Origin of the sequence: Mycobacterium persicum (assembly GCF_002086675.1) — a bacterium.
In the GTDB taxonomy this organism is placed as follows: Bacteria; Actinomycetota; Actinomycetes; order Mycobacteriales; family Mycobacteriaceae; genus Mycobacterium; species Mycobacterium persicum.
This window is the reverse complement of record NZ_MVIF01000007.1, coordinates 13,254-30,112: the sequence shown is the minus strand read 5'-3', so window position 1 is coordinate 30,112 and position 16,859 is coordinate 13,254. Positions and strand designations below refer to the sequence as shown.

At 67.2% G+C, this 16,859-nt stretch carries 8 protein-coding genes; 7 read left to right on the top strand and 1 reads right to left on the bottom strand.

Features of this window, described 5'->3' with window-relative positions; all coding sequences use genetic code 11:
• Positions 1-61 precede the first annotated feature (61 nt).
• The 7 genes from aftB to BST40_RS04010 all read left to right on the top strand — a co-directional run bounded on the left by aftB (position 62) and on the right by BST40_RS04010 (position 14,915).
• Entirely contained in the window at positions 62-1,939 is a 1,878-nt protein-coding gene (gene aftB, locus BST40_RS04045) for a terminal beta-(1->2)-arabinofuranosyltransferase (protein WP_089024998.1), read from the top strand.
• Positions 1,940-2,323: 384 nt separating this feature from the next.
• The gene (gene ag85A, locus BST40_RS04040) at positions 2,324-3,355 is read left to right on the top strand and encodes a diacylglycerol acyltransferase/mycolyltransferase Ag85A (protein WP_075549786.1); all 1,032 of its coding nucleotides are present in this window, start codon (positions 2,324-2,326) and stop codon (positions 3,353-3,355) included.
• Between the two features lie 206 nt (positions 3,356-3,561).
• Positions 3,562-4,467, top strand: a complete 906-nt coding sequence (locus tag BST40_RS04035; protein ID WP_083153571.1) for an esterase family protein — start codon at positions 3,562-3,564, stop codon at positions 4,465-4,467.
• Between the two features lie 229 nt (positions 4,468-4,696).
• Positions 4,697-5,713 carry a carboxylesterase Culp6 gene (gene culp6 / locus BST40_RS04030; protein ID WP_075549787.1) on the top strand — a complete coding sequence of 339 codons (1,017 nt, stop codon included), beginning with the start codon at positions 4,697-4,699 and terminating at the stop codon, positions 5,711-5,713.
• 351 nt (positions 5,714-6,064) lie between these two features.
• Complete coding sequence (fadD32, locus tag BST40_RS04020; protein WP_075549788.1) at positions 6,065-7,954, top strand: long-chain-fatty-acid--AMP ligase FadD32; 1,890 nt, start codon at positions 6,065-6,067, stop codon at positions 7,952-7,954.
• 23 nt (positions 7,955-7,977) lie between these two features.
• Positions 7,978-13,350, top strand: a complete 5,373-nt coding sequence (gene pks13, locus BST40_RS04015) for a polyketide synthase Pks13 (protein ID WP_083153547.1) — start codon at positions 7,978-7,980, stop codon at positions 13,348-13,350.
• Between the two features lie 11 nt (positions 13,351-13,361).
• Positions 13,362-14,915 carry an acyl-CoA carboxylase subunit beta gene (locus tag BST40_RS04010; protein ID WP_083153545.1) on the top strand — a complete coding sequence of 518 codons (1,554 nt, stop codon included), beginning with the start codon at positions 13,362-13,364 and terminating at the stop codon, positions 14,913-14,915.
• Between the two features lie 117 nt (positions 14,916-15,032).
• Here BST40_RS04010 and BST40_RS04005 read toward each other — a convergent pair whose 3' ends face one another.
• Positions 15,033-16,811, bottom strand: coding sequence for an acyl-CoA dehydrogenase family protein (locus BST40_RS04005; protein ID WP_083153543.1), 1,779 nt, complete (start codon positions 16,809-16,811; stop codon positions 15,033-15,035).
• Positions 16,812-16,859 lie beyond the last annotated feature (48 nt).

The following is a 16,859-nucleotide window of genomic DNA, read 5'->3' as shown; positions in this document are numbered from 1 at the left end:
CGCGCTGGCCCGCAGGCCCCCAGTCCGGCGGGCCAGATGGCCGGTTTTTCCCTATGAGCCGGTGGTCCGGATCAGTCTGTGGGTCAGCGTGGCGGTGATCTGCGTGCTGTTCGGTTGGGGTGCGTGGCAACGACGCTGGATCGCCGACGACGGTCTGATCGTGTTGCGTACGGTGCGTAATCTGCTGGCCGGCAACGGGCCCGTGTTCAACATGGGAGAGCGGGTGGAGGCCAACACCTCGACGGCGTGGACCTATTTGCTCTACGCGGCCAGCTGGGTGGGCGGGCCGATGCGGCTGGAATATGTGGCGCTGGCCGTGGCCCTGGTGCTGTCGTTGCTGGGGGTGGCGCTGCTGATGCTCGGCACCGGCCGGTTGTATGCGCCCAGCCTGCGCGGCCGCCGGGCGATCATGTTGCCGGCCGGCGCGCTGGTCTATATCGCGGTGCCGCCGGCGCGAGACTTCGCCACGTCAGGGCTGGAAAGCGGGCTGGTGCTCACCTATCTCGGGCTGCTGTGGTGGCTGATGGTGTGCTGGGCGCAGCCGCTGCGGGTCCGTCCCCACGGCCGGGTGTTCATCGGTGCGCTGGCGTTCGTCGCGGGATGCAGCGTGTTGGTCCGGCCCGAGCTGGCGCTGATGGGCGGCCTGGCCTTGATCATGATGCTGGTCGCGGCGCGGACCTGGCGCCGCCGGGTGCTGATCGTGGTGGCCGGCGGCTTGCTGCCGGTCGCCTACCAGATCTTCCGGATGGGCTACTACGCGTTACTGGTGCCCGGTACCGCGCTGGCCAAAGACGCCGCCGGCGACAAGTGGTCGCAGGGCATGATCTATCTCTCGAATTTCAACCGGCCCTACGCCCTGTGGGTGCCGATCGTGCTTTTGGTGCCGCTTGGCCTGGTTCTGATGCTGGCTCGTCGCAGGCCGTCGTTCCTGCGTCCGGTGGTGGCGCCCGATTACGGGCGGCTGGCGCGGGCGGTGCAGAGCCCGGCGGCGGTGGTGGCCTTCATGGTCGGCAGCGGCCTGCTGCAGGCGCTGTACTGGATCCGGCAAGGCGGCGATTTCATGCACGGCCGCGTGTTGCTGGCGCCGCTCTTTTGCTTACTGGCTCCGGTGGCGGTAATTCCGTTGTCACTGCCCGATGGCAGGGACTTCTCCAAAGAGACCGGTTACTGGCTGGCCGGTGTCGTCAGCATCCTGTGGCTGGGTGTGGCGGGCTGGTCGCTGTGGGCAGCGAACTCGCCGGGGATGGGCGACGACGCCACGCACGTCACCTATACCGGCATCGTCGACGAGCGCCGCTTTTACGCGCAGGCCACCGGACACGCCCATCCGCTGACCGCCGCGGACTATCTCGATTACCCGCGGATGGCCGCGGTCCTGACCGCGCTCGACAACACCCCCGACGGCGCGCTGCTGCTGCCGTCGGGCAACTACAACCAGTGGGATCTGGTACCGATGATCCCGCCGGGAACGGCTCCCGGTATCCCGGCCAGCCAAAAGCCGCAGCACGCGGTGTTTTTCACCAATTTGGGGATGTTGGGCATGAACGTGGGTCTGGACGTCAGGGTGCTCGATCAGATCGGGCTGGCGAACCCGCTGGCCCAACATACCGAGCGGTTGAAGCACGGCCGGATCGGCCACGACAAGAACTTGTTCCCCGACTGGGTGATCGCCGACGGTCCGTGGGTGAAGTGGTATCCGGGTGTTCCGGGTTATCTCGACCCGGCCTGGGTGGCGCAGGCGGAGGCGGCCCTGCGGTGTCCCGCGACCCAGGCGGTGCTGAATTCGGTGCGCGCGCCGTTGACCGTGCGCCGTTTTGTGTCCAACGTGGTGCACTCCTTCGAGTTCACCAGGTACCGGATTGACCGGGTTCCGCTCAACGAACTCATCAGGTGCGGGCTCGAGGTGCCCGACGTGCCGCCGGCCCCGGCCCGGGAGTGATTCGGGGTCAGCGATCCGGCCCGAATGCCGGGCCGCGCGGGCCGTGCCGCGAAGAATTTCGGCCCAATTGCGATCAGGCGTCCGCGACGCGGGTGCCGTGGTGTGAGGCGAGACTGACAGCAACATCACAATTGAGCCGTTACCAGCGGCCCCCGGACCCCGGGCACATGCGGAAACGAGATCTCGGGCCGCCGCATACGGCGCGAAAATCACCCGGAATCGCGGCCCGGTAACGCTTTCGGCGTCGTGCTCGATGAGAGAACCGACCCCAAGTTGTGGTTGACTACACGGGCACTGCGACGCCGAGCGCGCGCAGTCCGACGTAGTTGAGGATGCGCCCTATCCACCGGATGCGCCTAAAAGATTGAGGATGAGGAAGCAAGGATGAAGCTTGTTGACAGGTTTCGTGGCGCCGTGACGGGTATGCCGCGCCGACTCATGGTGGGAGCCGTTGGTGCGGCCCTGCTGTCGGGTCTGGTCGGTGTCGTTGACGTCACTGGCGGTTCGGCGACCGCGAATGCGTTCTCGCGGCCGGGCCTGCCGGTGGAATACCTGCAGGTGCCCTCGGCGGCCATGGGCCGCGACATCAAGGTCCAATTCCAAAGTGGTGGGGCGAACTCGCCGGCGGTGTATCTGCTGGACGGTATGCGCGCCCAGGATGACTTCAACGGCTGGGACATCAACACCCCGGCGTTCGAGTGGTACTACCAGTCGGGCCTCTCGGTGGTCATGCCGGTCGGCGGGCAGTCCAGTTTCTACTCGGACTGGTACAACCCGGCTTGCGGTAAGGCCGGCTGCACCACCTACAAGTGGGAGACCTTCCTGACCAGCGAGTTGCCGCAGTACCTGTCGGCCAATCGGCAGGTCAAACCCACCGGCAGCGCCGCCGTGGGTCTGTCAATGGCCGGCTCGTCGGCGTTGATCCTAGCCGCATACCACCCGGCGCAGTTCATCTACGCCGGATCGCTGTCAGCGCTGCTGGACCCGTCGCAGGCGATGGGGCCGTCGCTGATCGGCCTGGCCATGGGCGACGCGGGTGGCTACAAGGCTTCCGACATGTGGGGTCCGAAGGATGACCCGGCGTGGCAGCGCAACGACCCGACGCTGCAGGTCGGCAAGCTCGTCGCCAACAACACCCGCATCTGGGTGTACTGCGGCAACGGCAAGCCGTCCGACCTGGGTGGCGACAACCTGCCCGCCAAGTTCCTCGAGGGCTTCGTGCGGACCAGCAACTTGAAGTTCCAGACCGCCTACAACGCGGCCGGTGGGCACAACGCCGTGTGGAACTTCGACGACAACGGCACGCACAGCTGGGAGTACTGGGGTGCGCAGCTCAACGCCATGAAGCCGGACCTGCAGCACACGCTGGGTGCGACACCCGGTGGCGGCGGCAACGGCACCACGCAGGGCACCTAGACGCCCTGGGCGCCGCAACGGCGTCCGAGAACCCGCATTCGACGGCGGCGACCCTTCGGGGTCGCCGCCGTTGGTTACTTCTGCGTTATCTCCCCTTTATCGCGTTGTGTGCGGTGTGGTTAGCTACCTTGCGGGCCGGGGCGTGCCTCGAACCCGCCGCACGGTCGGGCGCTACGGGCATGCAGCGATACACGATGGAGGTGGACATGAGGGGTCTGTCGGTGGTGCTACGGCTGCTCTGCGTTGCGGTGCTGTCGATCGCGTTGGGCGGTGTCACCGTGGCAGCAGGATCGTGGGGCACGGCCAAAGCCGCCCCCTACGAGACCCTGATGGTGCCGTCGGGCGCCATGGGCCGCGACATCCCGGTCGCGTTTCTTGGCGGTGGCCCGCACGCGGTGTACCTGCTGGATGCCTTCAACGCCGGCCCCGACGTCAGCAACTGGGTTACGGCGGGTAACGCGATGAACACCCTGGCTGGCAAGGGAATCTCGGTGGTCGCCCCGGCCGGCGGTGCCTACAGCATGTACACCAACTGGGAACAGGACGGCAGCAAGCAGTGGGAAACCTTCCTGTCCGGTGAGCTTCCCGATTGGCTGGCGGCCAACAAAGGCCTGGCGCCCGGCGGTCACGCCGCCGTCGGCGCATCTCAGGGCGGCTATGGCGCAATGGCGCTGGCCGCGTTCCACCCGGACCGATTCGGCTTCGCCGGATCGCTCTCCGGGTTTCTGTACCCGTCGAGCACCACCACCAACGGCGCGATCCTCGCCGGCCTGCAGCAGTTCGGCGGTGTGGACGGCAACGGCATGTGGGGTGCCCCACAGTTGGGCCGGTGGAAGTGGCACGACCCATGCGTGCATGTCGCTTTGCTGGCGCAGAACAACACCCGCGTCTGGGTGTGGAGTCCGACCAACCTGGGCGCCAGTGATCCTGCCGCCATGATCGGTCAGGCCGGCGCGGCGATGGGCGACAGTAGGTCGTTCTACCAGCAGTATCGCAACGTCGGCGGGCACAACGGTCACTTCGACTTCCCGGGCGGCGGCGACAACGGCTGGGGCTCGTGGTCGGCGCAACTGGGTGCCATGTCCGGCGATATCGTCGGCGCGATCCGCTAGCGAGCCGACGGGCGGATCCAGCTAGCCAGCCCCGGGCCACGCGGCGTAGACATCGTCCGGGACGGAACTTCGTCACCAGCCGGTACCGTGTATGGGGTGCGGCAGCGGGCGGCGCCACTGGGTGCCGACGCGGTGTGGTGACTTCGGGCGGCTCGGGCGGCGAGCGTGCGCGACATCGCCGCCGACCGCAGGCTGTACTCAAACTTACCGACGCTGCTAGCAGGAGAACATGGCTACCAACTCCCGGCGCAGAAGACGCCGCCAACGAATCCTCGCCTGGGTTGCGGCCGGCGCCCTGGCGTCGGTCGTCGCGCTGGTCATCGTCGCCGGCGTGGTCATGCTGCGCCGCCAGGAAGCACCGCCCAGCGCGGTACCGCCCGGGGTGCTGACCCCGGGTCCCACCACCTCTCACCCACGCAAACCCCGGCCAGCCTTCCAGGATGCGTCCTGCCCGGACGTGCAGTTGATCGCGGTACCCGGCACCTGGGAGTCGTCGCCGCAGGACAACCCGCTCAACCCGGTGCAGTTCCCGAAGGCGTTGCTACTGAATGTGACCGGGCCGATCTCCCAGCAGTTCCCCGGATCGCGGGTGCAGACGTACACGGTTCCCTACACCGCGCAGTTCCACAATCCGCTCAGTTCCGACGGTCAGATGTCCTACAACGAAAGCCGGGCGGAGGGCACCCGCGCGATGGTGCAGGCGATGACGGACATGAATAACAAGTGCCCGCTGACCAGCTATGTGGTGGTCGGCTTCTCGCAGGGGGCGGTGATTGCCGGCGATGTGGCCAGCGATATCGGCAACGGCCGGGGACCGGTCGATGACGACCTGGTGCTGGGCGTGACGCTGATCGCCGATGGCCGTCGCCAGCCGGGGGTGGGCAACGACATCCCGCCCAGCCCCCCGGGCGAGGGCGCCGAGGTCACCCTGCATGAGGTGCCGGTGCTGTCCGGGCTCGGCTTGACGATGACGGGGGCGCGTCCGGGTGGCTTCGGCGCACTCGACAGTCGCACCAACGAGATCTGTGCCCAGGGCGATCTGATTTGCGCCGCCCCGCAGGAGGCGTTCAGTCCCGCCAATCTGCCGACCACCCTCAACACGCTGGCGGGTGGGGCCGGCCAACCGGTCCACGCGATGTACGCCACCCCCGAATTCTGGAACTCCGACGGGCAGCCGGCTACGCAATGGACGTTGAACTGGGCTCACGACCTCATCGACAAGGCGCCGCATCCCAAACACGGCTGAGGCGAGACGGGTGGCCCGAACACGGCGGGCGAGGGCGGGCCCCAGGCGCCGCAGCGGCCGGGCGCTCGCAGATTGGGGCAGCGGGACACAGTCGCTAGTGCCCCGATCGTAATGGGATCAGCGGTACCTTGTGATTTGGTCTGACGCCTCACGGCCCTTAACATTAAGAGAAATTTAAGAGCATGTGGATGACCCGGCTGGGTCGTAGCCGGCAACGATTGGCGCGCCCGCGAGTGTGCGCGCCGCTCAGGGGCCGGATCGCGTACGGATGTAACTCGTCGGCGGAGCCGACCAGGATGTAAACCCTGTCGGCGTAGCCGACCAAGCAGTGTTGTGACAGGAGAGGGCGGCATGGCGTACCACAACCCGTTCATCGTCAATGGACGAATCCGGTTCCCGGAGAACACCAATCTGGTGCGTCACGTCGAAAAATGGGCGAAGGTGCGTGGCGACAAGCTGGCCTACCGGTTCCTGGACTTCTCCACCGAACGGGACGGCATCGAACGCGACATCCTGTGGTCGGAGTTCAGCGCGCGCAACCGCGCCGTCGGCGCCCGGCTGCAACAGGTCACCCAGCCCGGCGACCGTATCGCCATCCTGTGCCCACAGAACCTGGACTACCTGATCTCCTTCTTCGGCGCGCTGTATTCCGGCCGGATCGCGGTGCCGTTGTTCGACCCGGCCGAGCCGGGTCACGTCGGCCGGTTGCACGCGGTACTCGACGACTGCACCCCGTCGACCATTCTGACCACCACCGACTCCGCCGAGGGTGTGCGCAAGTTCATCCGTAGCCGCTCGGCAAAGGAACGGCCCCGGGTGATCGCCGTCGACGCGGTTCCCACTGAGGTCGCGTCGACCTGGCAGGAGCCCGACGCCAACGAGTCCACCACGGCCTACCTGCAGTACACCTCCGGATCGACCCGGACGCCGACCGGCGTGCAGATCACCCATCTGAATCTGCCGACAAACGTGCTGCAGGTGCTGCATGCACTGGAAGGGCAAGAAGGTGACCGCGGTGTCAGTTGGCTGCCGTTCTTCCACGATATGGGCCTGATCACGGTGCTGCTGACGTCGGTGCTGGGCCACAGCTTCACCTTCATGACTCCGGCCGCGTTCGTGCGCCGACCCGGCCGCTGGATTCGCGAACTCGCTCGTAAGCCCGGCGAAACCGGGGGAACTTTCTCCGCCGCACCCAACTTTGCCTTCGAGCATGCGGCAGTGCGCGGCCTGCCCCGCGACGATGAACCACCATTGGACCTCAGCAATGTCAAGGGCATCCTCAACGGCAGTGAACCGGTGTCGCCGGCGTCGATGCGCAAATTCTTCGAAGCCTTTGCCCCGTACGGTCTGCCCGAGACTGCGGTCAAGCCGTCCTACGGTCTGGCCGAGGCGACGCTGTTCGTCTCGACTACCGCGCCCAACGAGCCGCCGACCGTCATCCATGTGGACCGAGACGAGCTCAACAATCAGCGTTTCGTCGAGGTGCCCGCCGGCGCGCCGAATGCCGTCGCGCAGGTCTCGGCCGGCAAGGTCGGCGTCGACGAGTGGGCGGTCATCGTCGACCCGGACACGGCCAGCGAGCTGCCGGACGGGCAAATCGGCGAAATCTGGCTGCACGGCAACAACCTGGGCATCGGGTACTGGGGCAAGGAAGAGGAATCCGCTCAGATATTCCGCAACATCCTGAAGTCGCGGATCAGCGAGTCACACGCCGAGGGAGCCCCCGACGACGGCCTGTGGGTGCGCACCGGCGACTACGGCACCTACTTCAAGGGACACCTCTATATAGCGGGCCGGATCAAGGACCTGGTCATCATCGACGGCCGCAACCACTACCCGCAGGACCTGGAGTTCACCGCGCAGGAGTCGAACAAGGCCTTGCGGGTCGGCTACGTGGCCGCCTTCTCGGTGCCCGCCAACCAGCTGCCGCAGAAGGTGTTCGACGATCCGCACGCCGGGCTGAAGTTCGACCCCGAGGACACCTCCGAGCAGCTGGTGATCGTCGCCGAACGCGCTGCCGGTACGCACAAACTGGAATACCAGCCGATCGCCGACGACATCCGTGCCGCTATCGCCGTCGGGCATGGGGTGACCGTGCGGGACCTGCTGTTGGTGTCGGCCGGCACGATTCCCCGGACCTCCAGCGGCAAGATCGGACGGCGCGCGTGCCGGGCCGCCTACCTCGACGGCAGCCTGCGCAGCGGCGTCGGTTCCCCGACGGCATTTGCCACCGAATCCTGAGCCCCAGAACCACAAAGGTACCCATGGCTGACATAGACGTATCCCAGGCGAACGACCCGGAGAAACCGCCCGCCGGCGGGACCGACATGCGCGCCGGCGACGATGCAGTGGGGGTACCGCCCGCTTGCGGGGGACGAAGCGATGCTGAGGAGCGGCGCATAACAACGGTCCCCGAGATGCGGCAGTGGCTGCGCAACTGGGTGGGCAAGGCGGTCGGCAAGTCGCCGGACTCGATCGACGAGTCGGTGCCGATGGTGGAGTTGGGCTTGTCGTCACGCGATGCCGTGGCGATGGCGGCTGACATCGAAGACCTGACCGGCGTCACGCTGTCGGTCGCGGTGGCCTTCCAGCATCCGACCATCGAGTCGCTGGCCACCCGGATCATCGAAGGCGAACCCGAAACGGCTGACGACGGCGTCGACGTCACCGACTGGACCCGCAACGGCCCCGCCGAGCGGGTCGACATCGCGATCGTGGGCCTGTCCACCCGGCTGCCCGGCGACATGAACACTCCCGACGAAACCTGGCAGGCGCTGCTGGAAGGCCGCGACGCCATCACCGACCTGCCCGAGGGCCGCTGGACGGAATTCCTCGAAGAGCCGCGCCTGGCCGAGCGGGTCAAGGCGGCGCGTACCCGCGGCGGCTACCTGAAGGACATCAAGGGTTTCGACTCGGAGTTCTTCGCGGTGGCCAAGACCGAAGCCGACAACATCGACCCGCAACAGCGGATGGCGCTGGAGCTGACCTGGGAGGCGCTCGAACACGCTCGCATCCCGGCGTCGAGCCTGCGCGGCGGGGCCGTCGGCGTGTACGTCGGCGTCTCCAACAACGACTACAGCTTCCTGGCGGTATCGGACCCCACAGTTGCCCACCCGTACGCGATCACCGGCACCGCCACCTCGATCATCGCCAACCGGGTGTCCTACTTCTACGACTTCCGCGGCCCTTCGGTCGCGGTCGACACCGCATGCTCGAGTTCACTGGTAGCCACCCACCAGGCGGTGCAGGCCCTGCGGATGGGCGAATGCGACGTCGCGGTGGCCGGGGGCGTCAACGCGCTGATCACCCCCGTGGTGACGCTGGGTTTCGACGAGATCGGACAGGTGCTGGCACCAGACGGCCGGATCAAGTCGTTCTCTTCCGACGCCGACGGCTACACCCGCTCCGAGGGCGGCGGGATGCTGGTGCTCAAGCGGGTCGACGACGCCCGCCGTGACGGCGACCAGATCCTCGCCGTGATCGCCGGCAGCGCGGTCAACCACGACGGCCGGTCCAACGGCCTGATCGCGCCCAACCAGGACGCGCAGGCCGACGTGCTGCGCCGGGCCTACAAGGATGCCGGCATCGATCCGCGCACCGTCGATTACATCGAGGCGCACGGCACCGGAACCGTCCTCGGTGACCCGATCGAGGCCGAGGCGCTGGGCCGCGTCGTCGGCAAGGGTCGTCCCGCCGATCGGCCGGCGCTACTCGGCGCGGTGAAAACCAATGTCGGACACCTGGAGTCGGCGGCCGGAGCGGCCAGCATGGCCAAGGTGGCGCTGGCTTTGCAGCACGACAAGCTGCCGCCGTCGATCAACTTCGCCGGGCCCAGCCCCTACATCGACTTCGACGCGATGCGGCTGAAGGTGATCGACACGGTGACCGACTGGCCGCGCTACGGCGGCTACGCCGTGGCGGGAGTGTCCAGCTTCGGCTTTGGAGGCGCCAACGCGCACGTGGTGGTGCGTGAGGTCTTGCCCCGCGACGTGATCGAGCGCGAGCCCGAACCCGAGCCGCAAGCGGCCGCGCCCGCCGAGACCGCCCCATCCGAGGCACCCGCGCTCGAAGGCCACGCGCTGCGGTTCGACGACTTCGGCAACATCATCACAGACGCGACCGCGCCTGTCGAGGACGACGAACCGGAGTTGCCGGGCGTCACCGCGGAGGCGTTGCGGCTCAAGGAAATTGCGTTGGAAGAGCTTGCGGCGCAAGAGGCGCAGGAGGGTCCCAAGCCCCCGCTGATCCCGCTGGCGGTGTCGGCGTTCCTGACCTCCCGCAAGAAGGCCGCGGCCGCCGAGCTGGCCGACTGGATGGAAAGCCCCGAAGGGCAGGCGTCGTCGGTGGAGTCGATCGGCCGGTCGCTGTCGCGGCGCAACCACGGCCGCTCCCGCGCGGTGGTGCTGGCCCACGATCACGAGGAAGCCATCAAGGGGCTGCGGGCCGTCGCCGCGGGCAAGCAGGCGCCGAACGTGTTCAGCGTCGACGGGCCGGTGACCAATGGTCCGGTGTGGGTGCTGGCCGGGTTCGGCGCCCAGCACCGCAAGATGGGCAAGAGCCTGTACCTGCGCAATCCGGTGTTCGCCGAGTGGATCGAGAAGGTCGACGCGCTGGTCCAGGACGAGCTGGGGTACTCGGTGCTCGAGCTGATCCTGGACGATTCGCAGGACTACGGCATCGAGACCACCCAGGTCACCATCTTCGCGATCCAGATCGCCCTGGGTGAGCTGCTCAAGCATCATGGCGCCAAGCCGGCCGCGGTGGTCGGACAGTCGCTGGGCGAGGCGGCGTCGGCGTATTTCGCCGGCGGTCTGTCGCTCCGCGATGCCACCCGCACCATCTGCTCGCGCTCGCATTTGATGGGCGAGGGCGAGGCGATGCTGTTCGGCGAGTACATCCGCTTGATGGCGCTGGTGGAATACTCCGCCGACGAGATCAAGACGGTGTTCTCCGACTTTCCCGATCTGGAGGTGTGCGTCTACGCCGCTCCCACCCAGACCGTCATCGGGGGCCCGCCCGAACAGGTGGACGCGATCATCGCCCGGGCCGAAGCCGAGGGCAAGTTCGCGCGTAAGTTCCAGACCAAGGGCGCCAGCCACACCCAGCAGATGGATCCGCTGCTCGGCGAGCTTGCCGCGGAGCTGCAGGGCATCAAGGCGCTGAGCCCCACCTGCGGGATCTACTCGACGGTGCATGAGGGCAGCTACATCAAGCCGGGCAGCGAGCCCATCCACGACGTCGAGTACTGGAAGAAGGGCCTGCGGCATTCCGTCTACTTCACCCACGGGATCCGCAACGCCGTCGACACTGGGCACACCACCTTCCTGGAGCTGGCGCCCAACCCGGTGGCGCTGATGCAGGTGGGCCTGACCACGGCCGCCGCCGGTCTGCATGACGCCCAGCTGATTCCGACACTGGCCCGCAAGCAGGACGAGGTCGAGTCGATGATCTCGACCATGGCCCAGCTCTACGTCTACGGCCACGACCTGGACATCTGGACGCTGTTCAGCCGTGCCACTGGCCCCGAAGATTTCGCCAACATTCCGCCGACCCGCTTCAAGCGCAAGGAGCACTGGCTCGACGCGCACTTCTCCGGCGACGCCTCGGTGATCATGCCGGGCAACCATGTCGCGCTGCCGGATGGCCGCCACGTGTGGGAGTATGCCCCGCGCGACGGCCAGACGGACCTCGCGGCTTTGGTCAGAGCCGCTGCGGCCCAAGTGCTTACCGACGCACAGCTGACCGCCGCCGAGCAGCGCGCGATACCCGCCGACGGTGCCCGGCTGGTGACGACCATGACCCGCCATCCCGGCGGTGCGTCGGTTCAGGTGCACGCCCGCATCGACGAATCGTTCACGCTGGTCTACGACGCCCTGGTGGCTCGGGCCGGTTCCGATGCGGTGCTGCCGGTCCAGGTTGGGGCGGGCGCGGCGATCACCGCTGCACCCGCTTTGGTCCCCGAAGCTTCGGTCGAGGAACCGGAAGCCGACACGCTGACCGACAGCTTGACCAACCGCTACCTGCCGAGCGATGTGGGCAGATGGTCACCGGATTCCGGGGAGACCATCGCCGACCGGTTGGGCCTGATCGTCGGGTCGGCGATGGGTTACGAGCCCGAGGACCTGCCGTGGGAGGTGCCGCTGATCGAGCTCGGTCTGGACTCGCTGATGGCGGTGCGGATCAAGAACCGCGTCGAGTACGACTTCGATCTACCGCCGATTCAGTTGACGGCGGTGCGCGACGCCAATCTCTACAACGTCGAAAAGCTGATCGAGTACGCGGTCGAGCACCGCGACGAGGTCGAGCAGCTCAGCGAGTACCAGAAGACCCAGACGGCCGAGGAGATCGCCCGGGCGCAGGCTGAATTGGTCAGTGGGGCAACGGTTTCCACCGTGACTGCGCCGGCACCTGATCCGCAAGCCGCACCGGAAACGCAGGCCGCGCCCGCTTCGGACATTCCCGTACCGCCGCCGCCGACGGACCCCTCCGGCCCTACCGGTAATGGGCAGCCCAACCTGGTGGCCGCCGCGGAAGCGCTCAATCGGGAAGCGGTCGCCAAGGCGCTCAACTCCGACGTGCCGCCGCGCGATGCCGCCGAGCGCGTCACCTTCGCCACCTGGGCGATCGTCACCGGCAAGTCGCCGGGCGGCATCTTCAACCCGCTGCCCAAGTTGGACGACGACAAGGCGGCCACAATGGCGCAGCGGCTCTCCGAGCGTGCCGAAGGTGAGATCACCGCCGAGGACGTGCTGACGTCGGAGAACATCGAGGCACTGGCCGACAAGGTGCGTGGCTACCTGGAGGCGGGCCAGATCGACGGGTTCGTGCGCACGCTGCGGGCCCGGCCGGAGGGCGGCACCAAGCCGCCGGTGTTCGTGTTCCACCCGGCCGGCGGGTCGACCGTGGTGTACGAACCGCTGCTCAATCGGCTGCCGGCCGACACCCCGATGTACGGCTTCGAACGAGTCGAGGGGTCGATCGAAGAGCGTGCCGCTGTCTATGTGCCGAAGCTGATCGAGATGCAGGGCGCCGGTCCCTACATCCTGGTCGGCTGGTCGCTGGGCGGGGTCCTGGCCTACGCCTGCGCGATCGGGCTCAAGCGGCTGGGCAAGGACGTCCGGTTCGTGGGCCTGATCGACGCGGTGCGCGCCGGCGAGGAGATCCCGCAGACCAAGGAGGAGATCCGCAAGCGCTGGGACCGCTATGCCCGTTTCGCCGAGAAGACGTTCAACGTCACCATCCCGGCGATCCCCTACGAGCAGCTCGAGGAGCTCGACGACGAGGGCCAGGTCCGGTTTGTGCTCGACGCCGTCCGGGAGTCCGGTGTGCAGATCCCGGCCGGGATCATCGAGCACCAGCGGACGTCGTACCTGGACAACCGGGCGATCGACACCGCCGAGATCCAGCCATACGACGGGCATGTCACCCTCTACATGGCCGATCGCTACCATGACGACGCGATCATGTTCGAGCCGCGGTATGCCGTTCGCCAGCCGGACGGTGGTTGGGGCGAGTACGTCTCCGACCTCGAGGTCGTGCCGATCGGTGGTGAGCATATCCAGGCCATCGACGAGCCGATCATCGCCAAGGTGGGCGAGCACATGAGCCGCGCGTTAGACAACGTCGAGGCTGAATAGAGGGCCCCTAAGTGAGCACGAAGACCACCGCCGAGCTGCTGGCCGAACTACGCGAAAAACTGGAGTTGGCCAAAGAACCCGGCGGTGAGAAGGCCGCGGCCAAGCGCGACAAGAAGGCCATCCCCAGCGCCCGCGCCCGCGTTCACGCGCTGGTCGATCCGGGTACCTTCTTCGAGATCGGGGCGTTGTGCCGCACTCCCGGTGACCCCAATGCGCTCTACGGTGACGGCGTGGTAACCGGGCACGGGCTCATCAATGGCCGGCCGGTCGGGGTGTTCTCGCACGACCAGACGGTGTTCGGCGGCACGGTCGGGGAGATGTTCGGCCGCAAGGTGGCCCGGCTGATGGAATGGTGCGCAATGGTCGGCTGCCCGATCGTCGGCATCAACGACTCCGGCGGCGCCCGCATCCAGGACGCGGTTACGTCGTTGGCATGGTACGCCGAGCTGGGCCAACGTCACGAAGCGCTGTCCGGGGTGGTGCCGCAGATCTCCCTCATCTTCGGCAAATGTGCTGGCGGAGCGGTCTATTCGCCGATCCAGGACGACCTGCTGGTCTCGGTGCGTGACCAGGGCTACTTCTTCGTCACCGGACCCGACGTGATCCGCGAGGTCACCGGCGAGGACGTCACCCTCGACGAGCTCGGCGGCTCCGACGCGCAGGCCCGCTACGGCAACATCCACCAGGTGGTGAATTCCGAAGCGGAGGCGTTCCAGTACGTGCGCGAATTCCTGTCGTTCCTGCCGTCCAACTGCTTCGGCAAGCCGCCGGTCATCAATCCCGGACTGGAACCGGAGATCACCCCGACCGATCTGGAACTGGACTCGATCGTGCCGGACTCCGATAATGCGGCCTACGACATGCATGAGATTCTGCTGCGCATCTTCGACGACGGCGACTTCTTGGACGTCGCCGCGCAGCACGGGCCGGCCATCATCACCGGGTTCGCCCGGGTTGACGGGCGCCCGGTGGGCGTGATCGCCAACCAGCCCATGCACTTGTCCGGGGCCATCGACAACGAGGCATCCGACAAGGCGGCGCGGTTCATCAGGTTCTGTGATTCGTTCCAGCTGCCGCTGGTGTTCGTGGTGGACACCCCAGGGTTTCTGCCGGGTGCCGAGGAGGAGAAGAGGGGCATCATCAAGCGCGGCGGCCGGTTCCTGTACTCCGTGGTCGAGGCCGACGTGCCGAAGGTGACCATCACCGTCCGCAAGTCCTACGGCGGCGCGTACGCGGTGATGGGCTCCCGGCAGCTGACCGCCGACTTCAACTTCGCCTGGCCCACCGCGCGTATCGCGGTGATCGGCGCCGAGGGGGCCGCACAGTTGCTGATGAAGCGCTTCCCGGACCCCAACGCGCCGGAGGCGCAGGCGATCAAGAAGGACTTCATCGAGGGCTACAACCTCAACATGGCGATTCCATGGATCGCCGCCGAGCGCGGGTTCATCGATGCGGTCATCGATCCGCACGAAACCCGGCTGCTGCTGCGCCGGTCGATGCACTTGTTGCGGGACAAGCAGCAGTGGCAACGCTTGGGTCGCAAGCACGGGCTGATCCCGGTCTAGCTGTAGCGCCGAGCAGACGCAGAATCGCCCAATTTCCGCCGAAATTGGGCGATTCTGCGTCTGCTGGTGCTCCGGGGGCGGCGGCGACGCGCCACGCCGAATGAGCGTCGGGCGAGTTCACAACCGATGCGTGAAGGCGCCATCAATCAGCTGGTCGAAGCGCTGCAGCGCTTCGTCGGATTCGGCGTCGATCCCTCGCAGCGGGCCGCGCTCGGCCAGATACCGCTGCGCGTATAGCCGGGCGACGAGCGCCTTGCGGTCGGCGCCGCGGGTGGCCCGCTCCCACGCCGCCTGCTCGGTGAGCAACGCCCCGGCGTAGACATCGCCCATGAATTGGGCCAGCGGGAACAGTCGCGCCTCGGCCACCTCCGGGTCCAGCTTCGTCCAGGCCGTGATCGCCGCGTCGAGATCCTCGATACGCTGCGACACCAGGCGCGTGGTCTCGTCGTCGTCGGACACCGAGACCGCATCGCGCATCCGGGCCAGCAGCGGCTCGTGCGCCCGCGACTGTTCCATGCCCCGCCGCACGTCGAGGCAAAGGATATTGTCGGAACCTTCCCAGATGGTGTTGACCTGCGCGTCCCGCAAAATCCTTGCTACCGGCCAGGTTTCGATGTAGCCGTTGCCGCCGTGCAGCTCGACCGCGTCGGACGCGGCGGTGAGTCCGAGCCGGCACACCCGCAGTTTGGTCACCGGCACGGCGATGCGCTGCCGGATCGTTTGCGGCTGACGGTGGTTGGTGGCTCCGGTGCCGTCGAAAATCAGCGCCAGCGCGGCTTCGACGTCGACGACCATCTCGGCCAGCTTGCGCCGGATCAGCGGTTTGTCGATCAACGCCTCGCCGAACGCGCGCCGCTGGCGGGTATAGCACAGCGCCTCGACCAGGGCGCGGCGCGCGTTGCCGACGGCGAACGAGGCGGTGCCCAGCCGTAACTTGTTGGTCAGTTCCATCATGCGGCCGAGTCCCTTGCCGTCGGCCGGCCCGGAGTCGGCCTGAGGTTCGCCGGACAGCAGGAAGGCTTCTGCGTCGACGAACTCGATCTCGCCGGAGGCGACCGAGCGGGTGCCCAGCTTGTCCTTCAGCCGCCGGACGCGCACGCCGTTGCGGGAGCCGTCCCGCCGGGTCCGCAACACCAGGAAGGAGGCCACTCCCCGGGTCGAGTCGGGGGCGCCCTCGGGTTTGGCCAGCACCACGAACGCCTCACCGGCGCAATTGGAGGCAAACCATTTGAAGCCGTTCAGCAGCCAGGCGTCGCCACAGCGGGTCGCTGTGGTTTCGAGCGCGCCCAGGTCGGAGCCACCAGTGCGCTCGGTCATCAGTTGCGCCGCCTCGCCGTCCCACTCGCCGGAGTTGAGTTTGCCCAGGACGTAGTCGCGCACGTCGGGGGGCGCGTAGGCCGACACCAGTGACCGCACCATGTTGCCGCCGGTGCCCAGCGCGCAGGCCATCCCGATGTCGGCCTGGTTGAGCAGATAGTTGGACGCGAACAGTGGCAGCGACGGGCTCACGCCGGACCGCTTGGCGTCGTCGCGCAGGGCTTGCTGGGCGTCCAGAATGGCCCGCTTGGACCGGGTGAACGATTCCGGCATCACCACCCGGCTGATGTCGTGGCCCCACCGGTCGTAGCGTTCCAGCTGCGGGGGGTTGCGGTCGGTTTCCTCGGCCCAACGGGTCACCGGGCCGCCCATCAGCTCACCGATGCGGGTCAGATGCGGCTCGGCGACTCCCAATTCTTCGGGCTGCAGGTAGTACGCCATGGTGAACTGCAGCATGGGATCGGTGAGGTACCAGTTGAGACCGGTGGCGCCCTGGTAATTCTCGGTGCGGTAGCGCTCGGCCTTTTCCGGTGTCGAGAACGGCAGCCGGTCCACGGCCTCCAGCAGGTATTCGCTCATCCCGCGACACTATTACATAGGTTTTATATATGTCTATACGTGCGGGAC

What these genes read in the sequence shown, in the direction of transcription:
- pks13 (WP_083153547.1), top strand. Translation starts at nt 7,978, where the DNA reads ATGGCTGACATAGACGTATCCCAGGCGAACGACCCGGAGAAACCGCCC.
- BST40_RS04005 (WP_083153543.1), bottom strand. Translation starts at nt 16,811, where the DNA reads ATGAGCGAATACCTGCTGGAGGCCGTGGACCGGCTGCCGTTCTCGACA.
- culp6 (WP_075549787.1), top strand. Translation starts at nt 4,697, where the DNA reads ATGGCTACCAACTCCCGGCGCAGAAGACGCCGCCAACGAATCCTCGCC.
- BST40_RS04035 (WP_083153571.1), top strand. Translation starts at nt 3,562, where the DNA reads ATGAGGGGTCTGTCGGTGGTGCTACGGCTGCTCTGCGTTGCGGTGCTG.
- fadD32 (WP_075549788.1), top strand. Translation starts at nt 6,065, where the DNA reads ATGGCGTACCACAACCCGTTCATCGTCAATGGACGAATCCGGTTCCCG.
- ag85A (WP_075549786.1), top strand. Translation starts at nt 2,324, where the DNA reads ATGAAGCTTGTTGACAGGTTTCGTGGCGCCGTGACGGGTATGCCGCGC.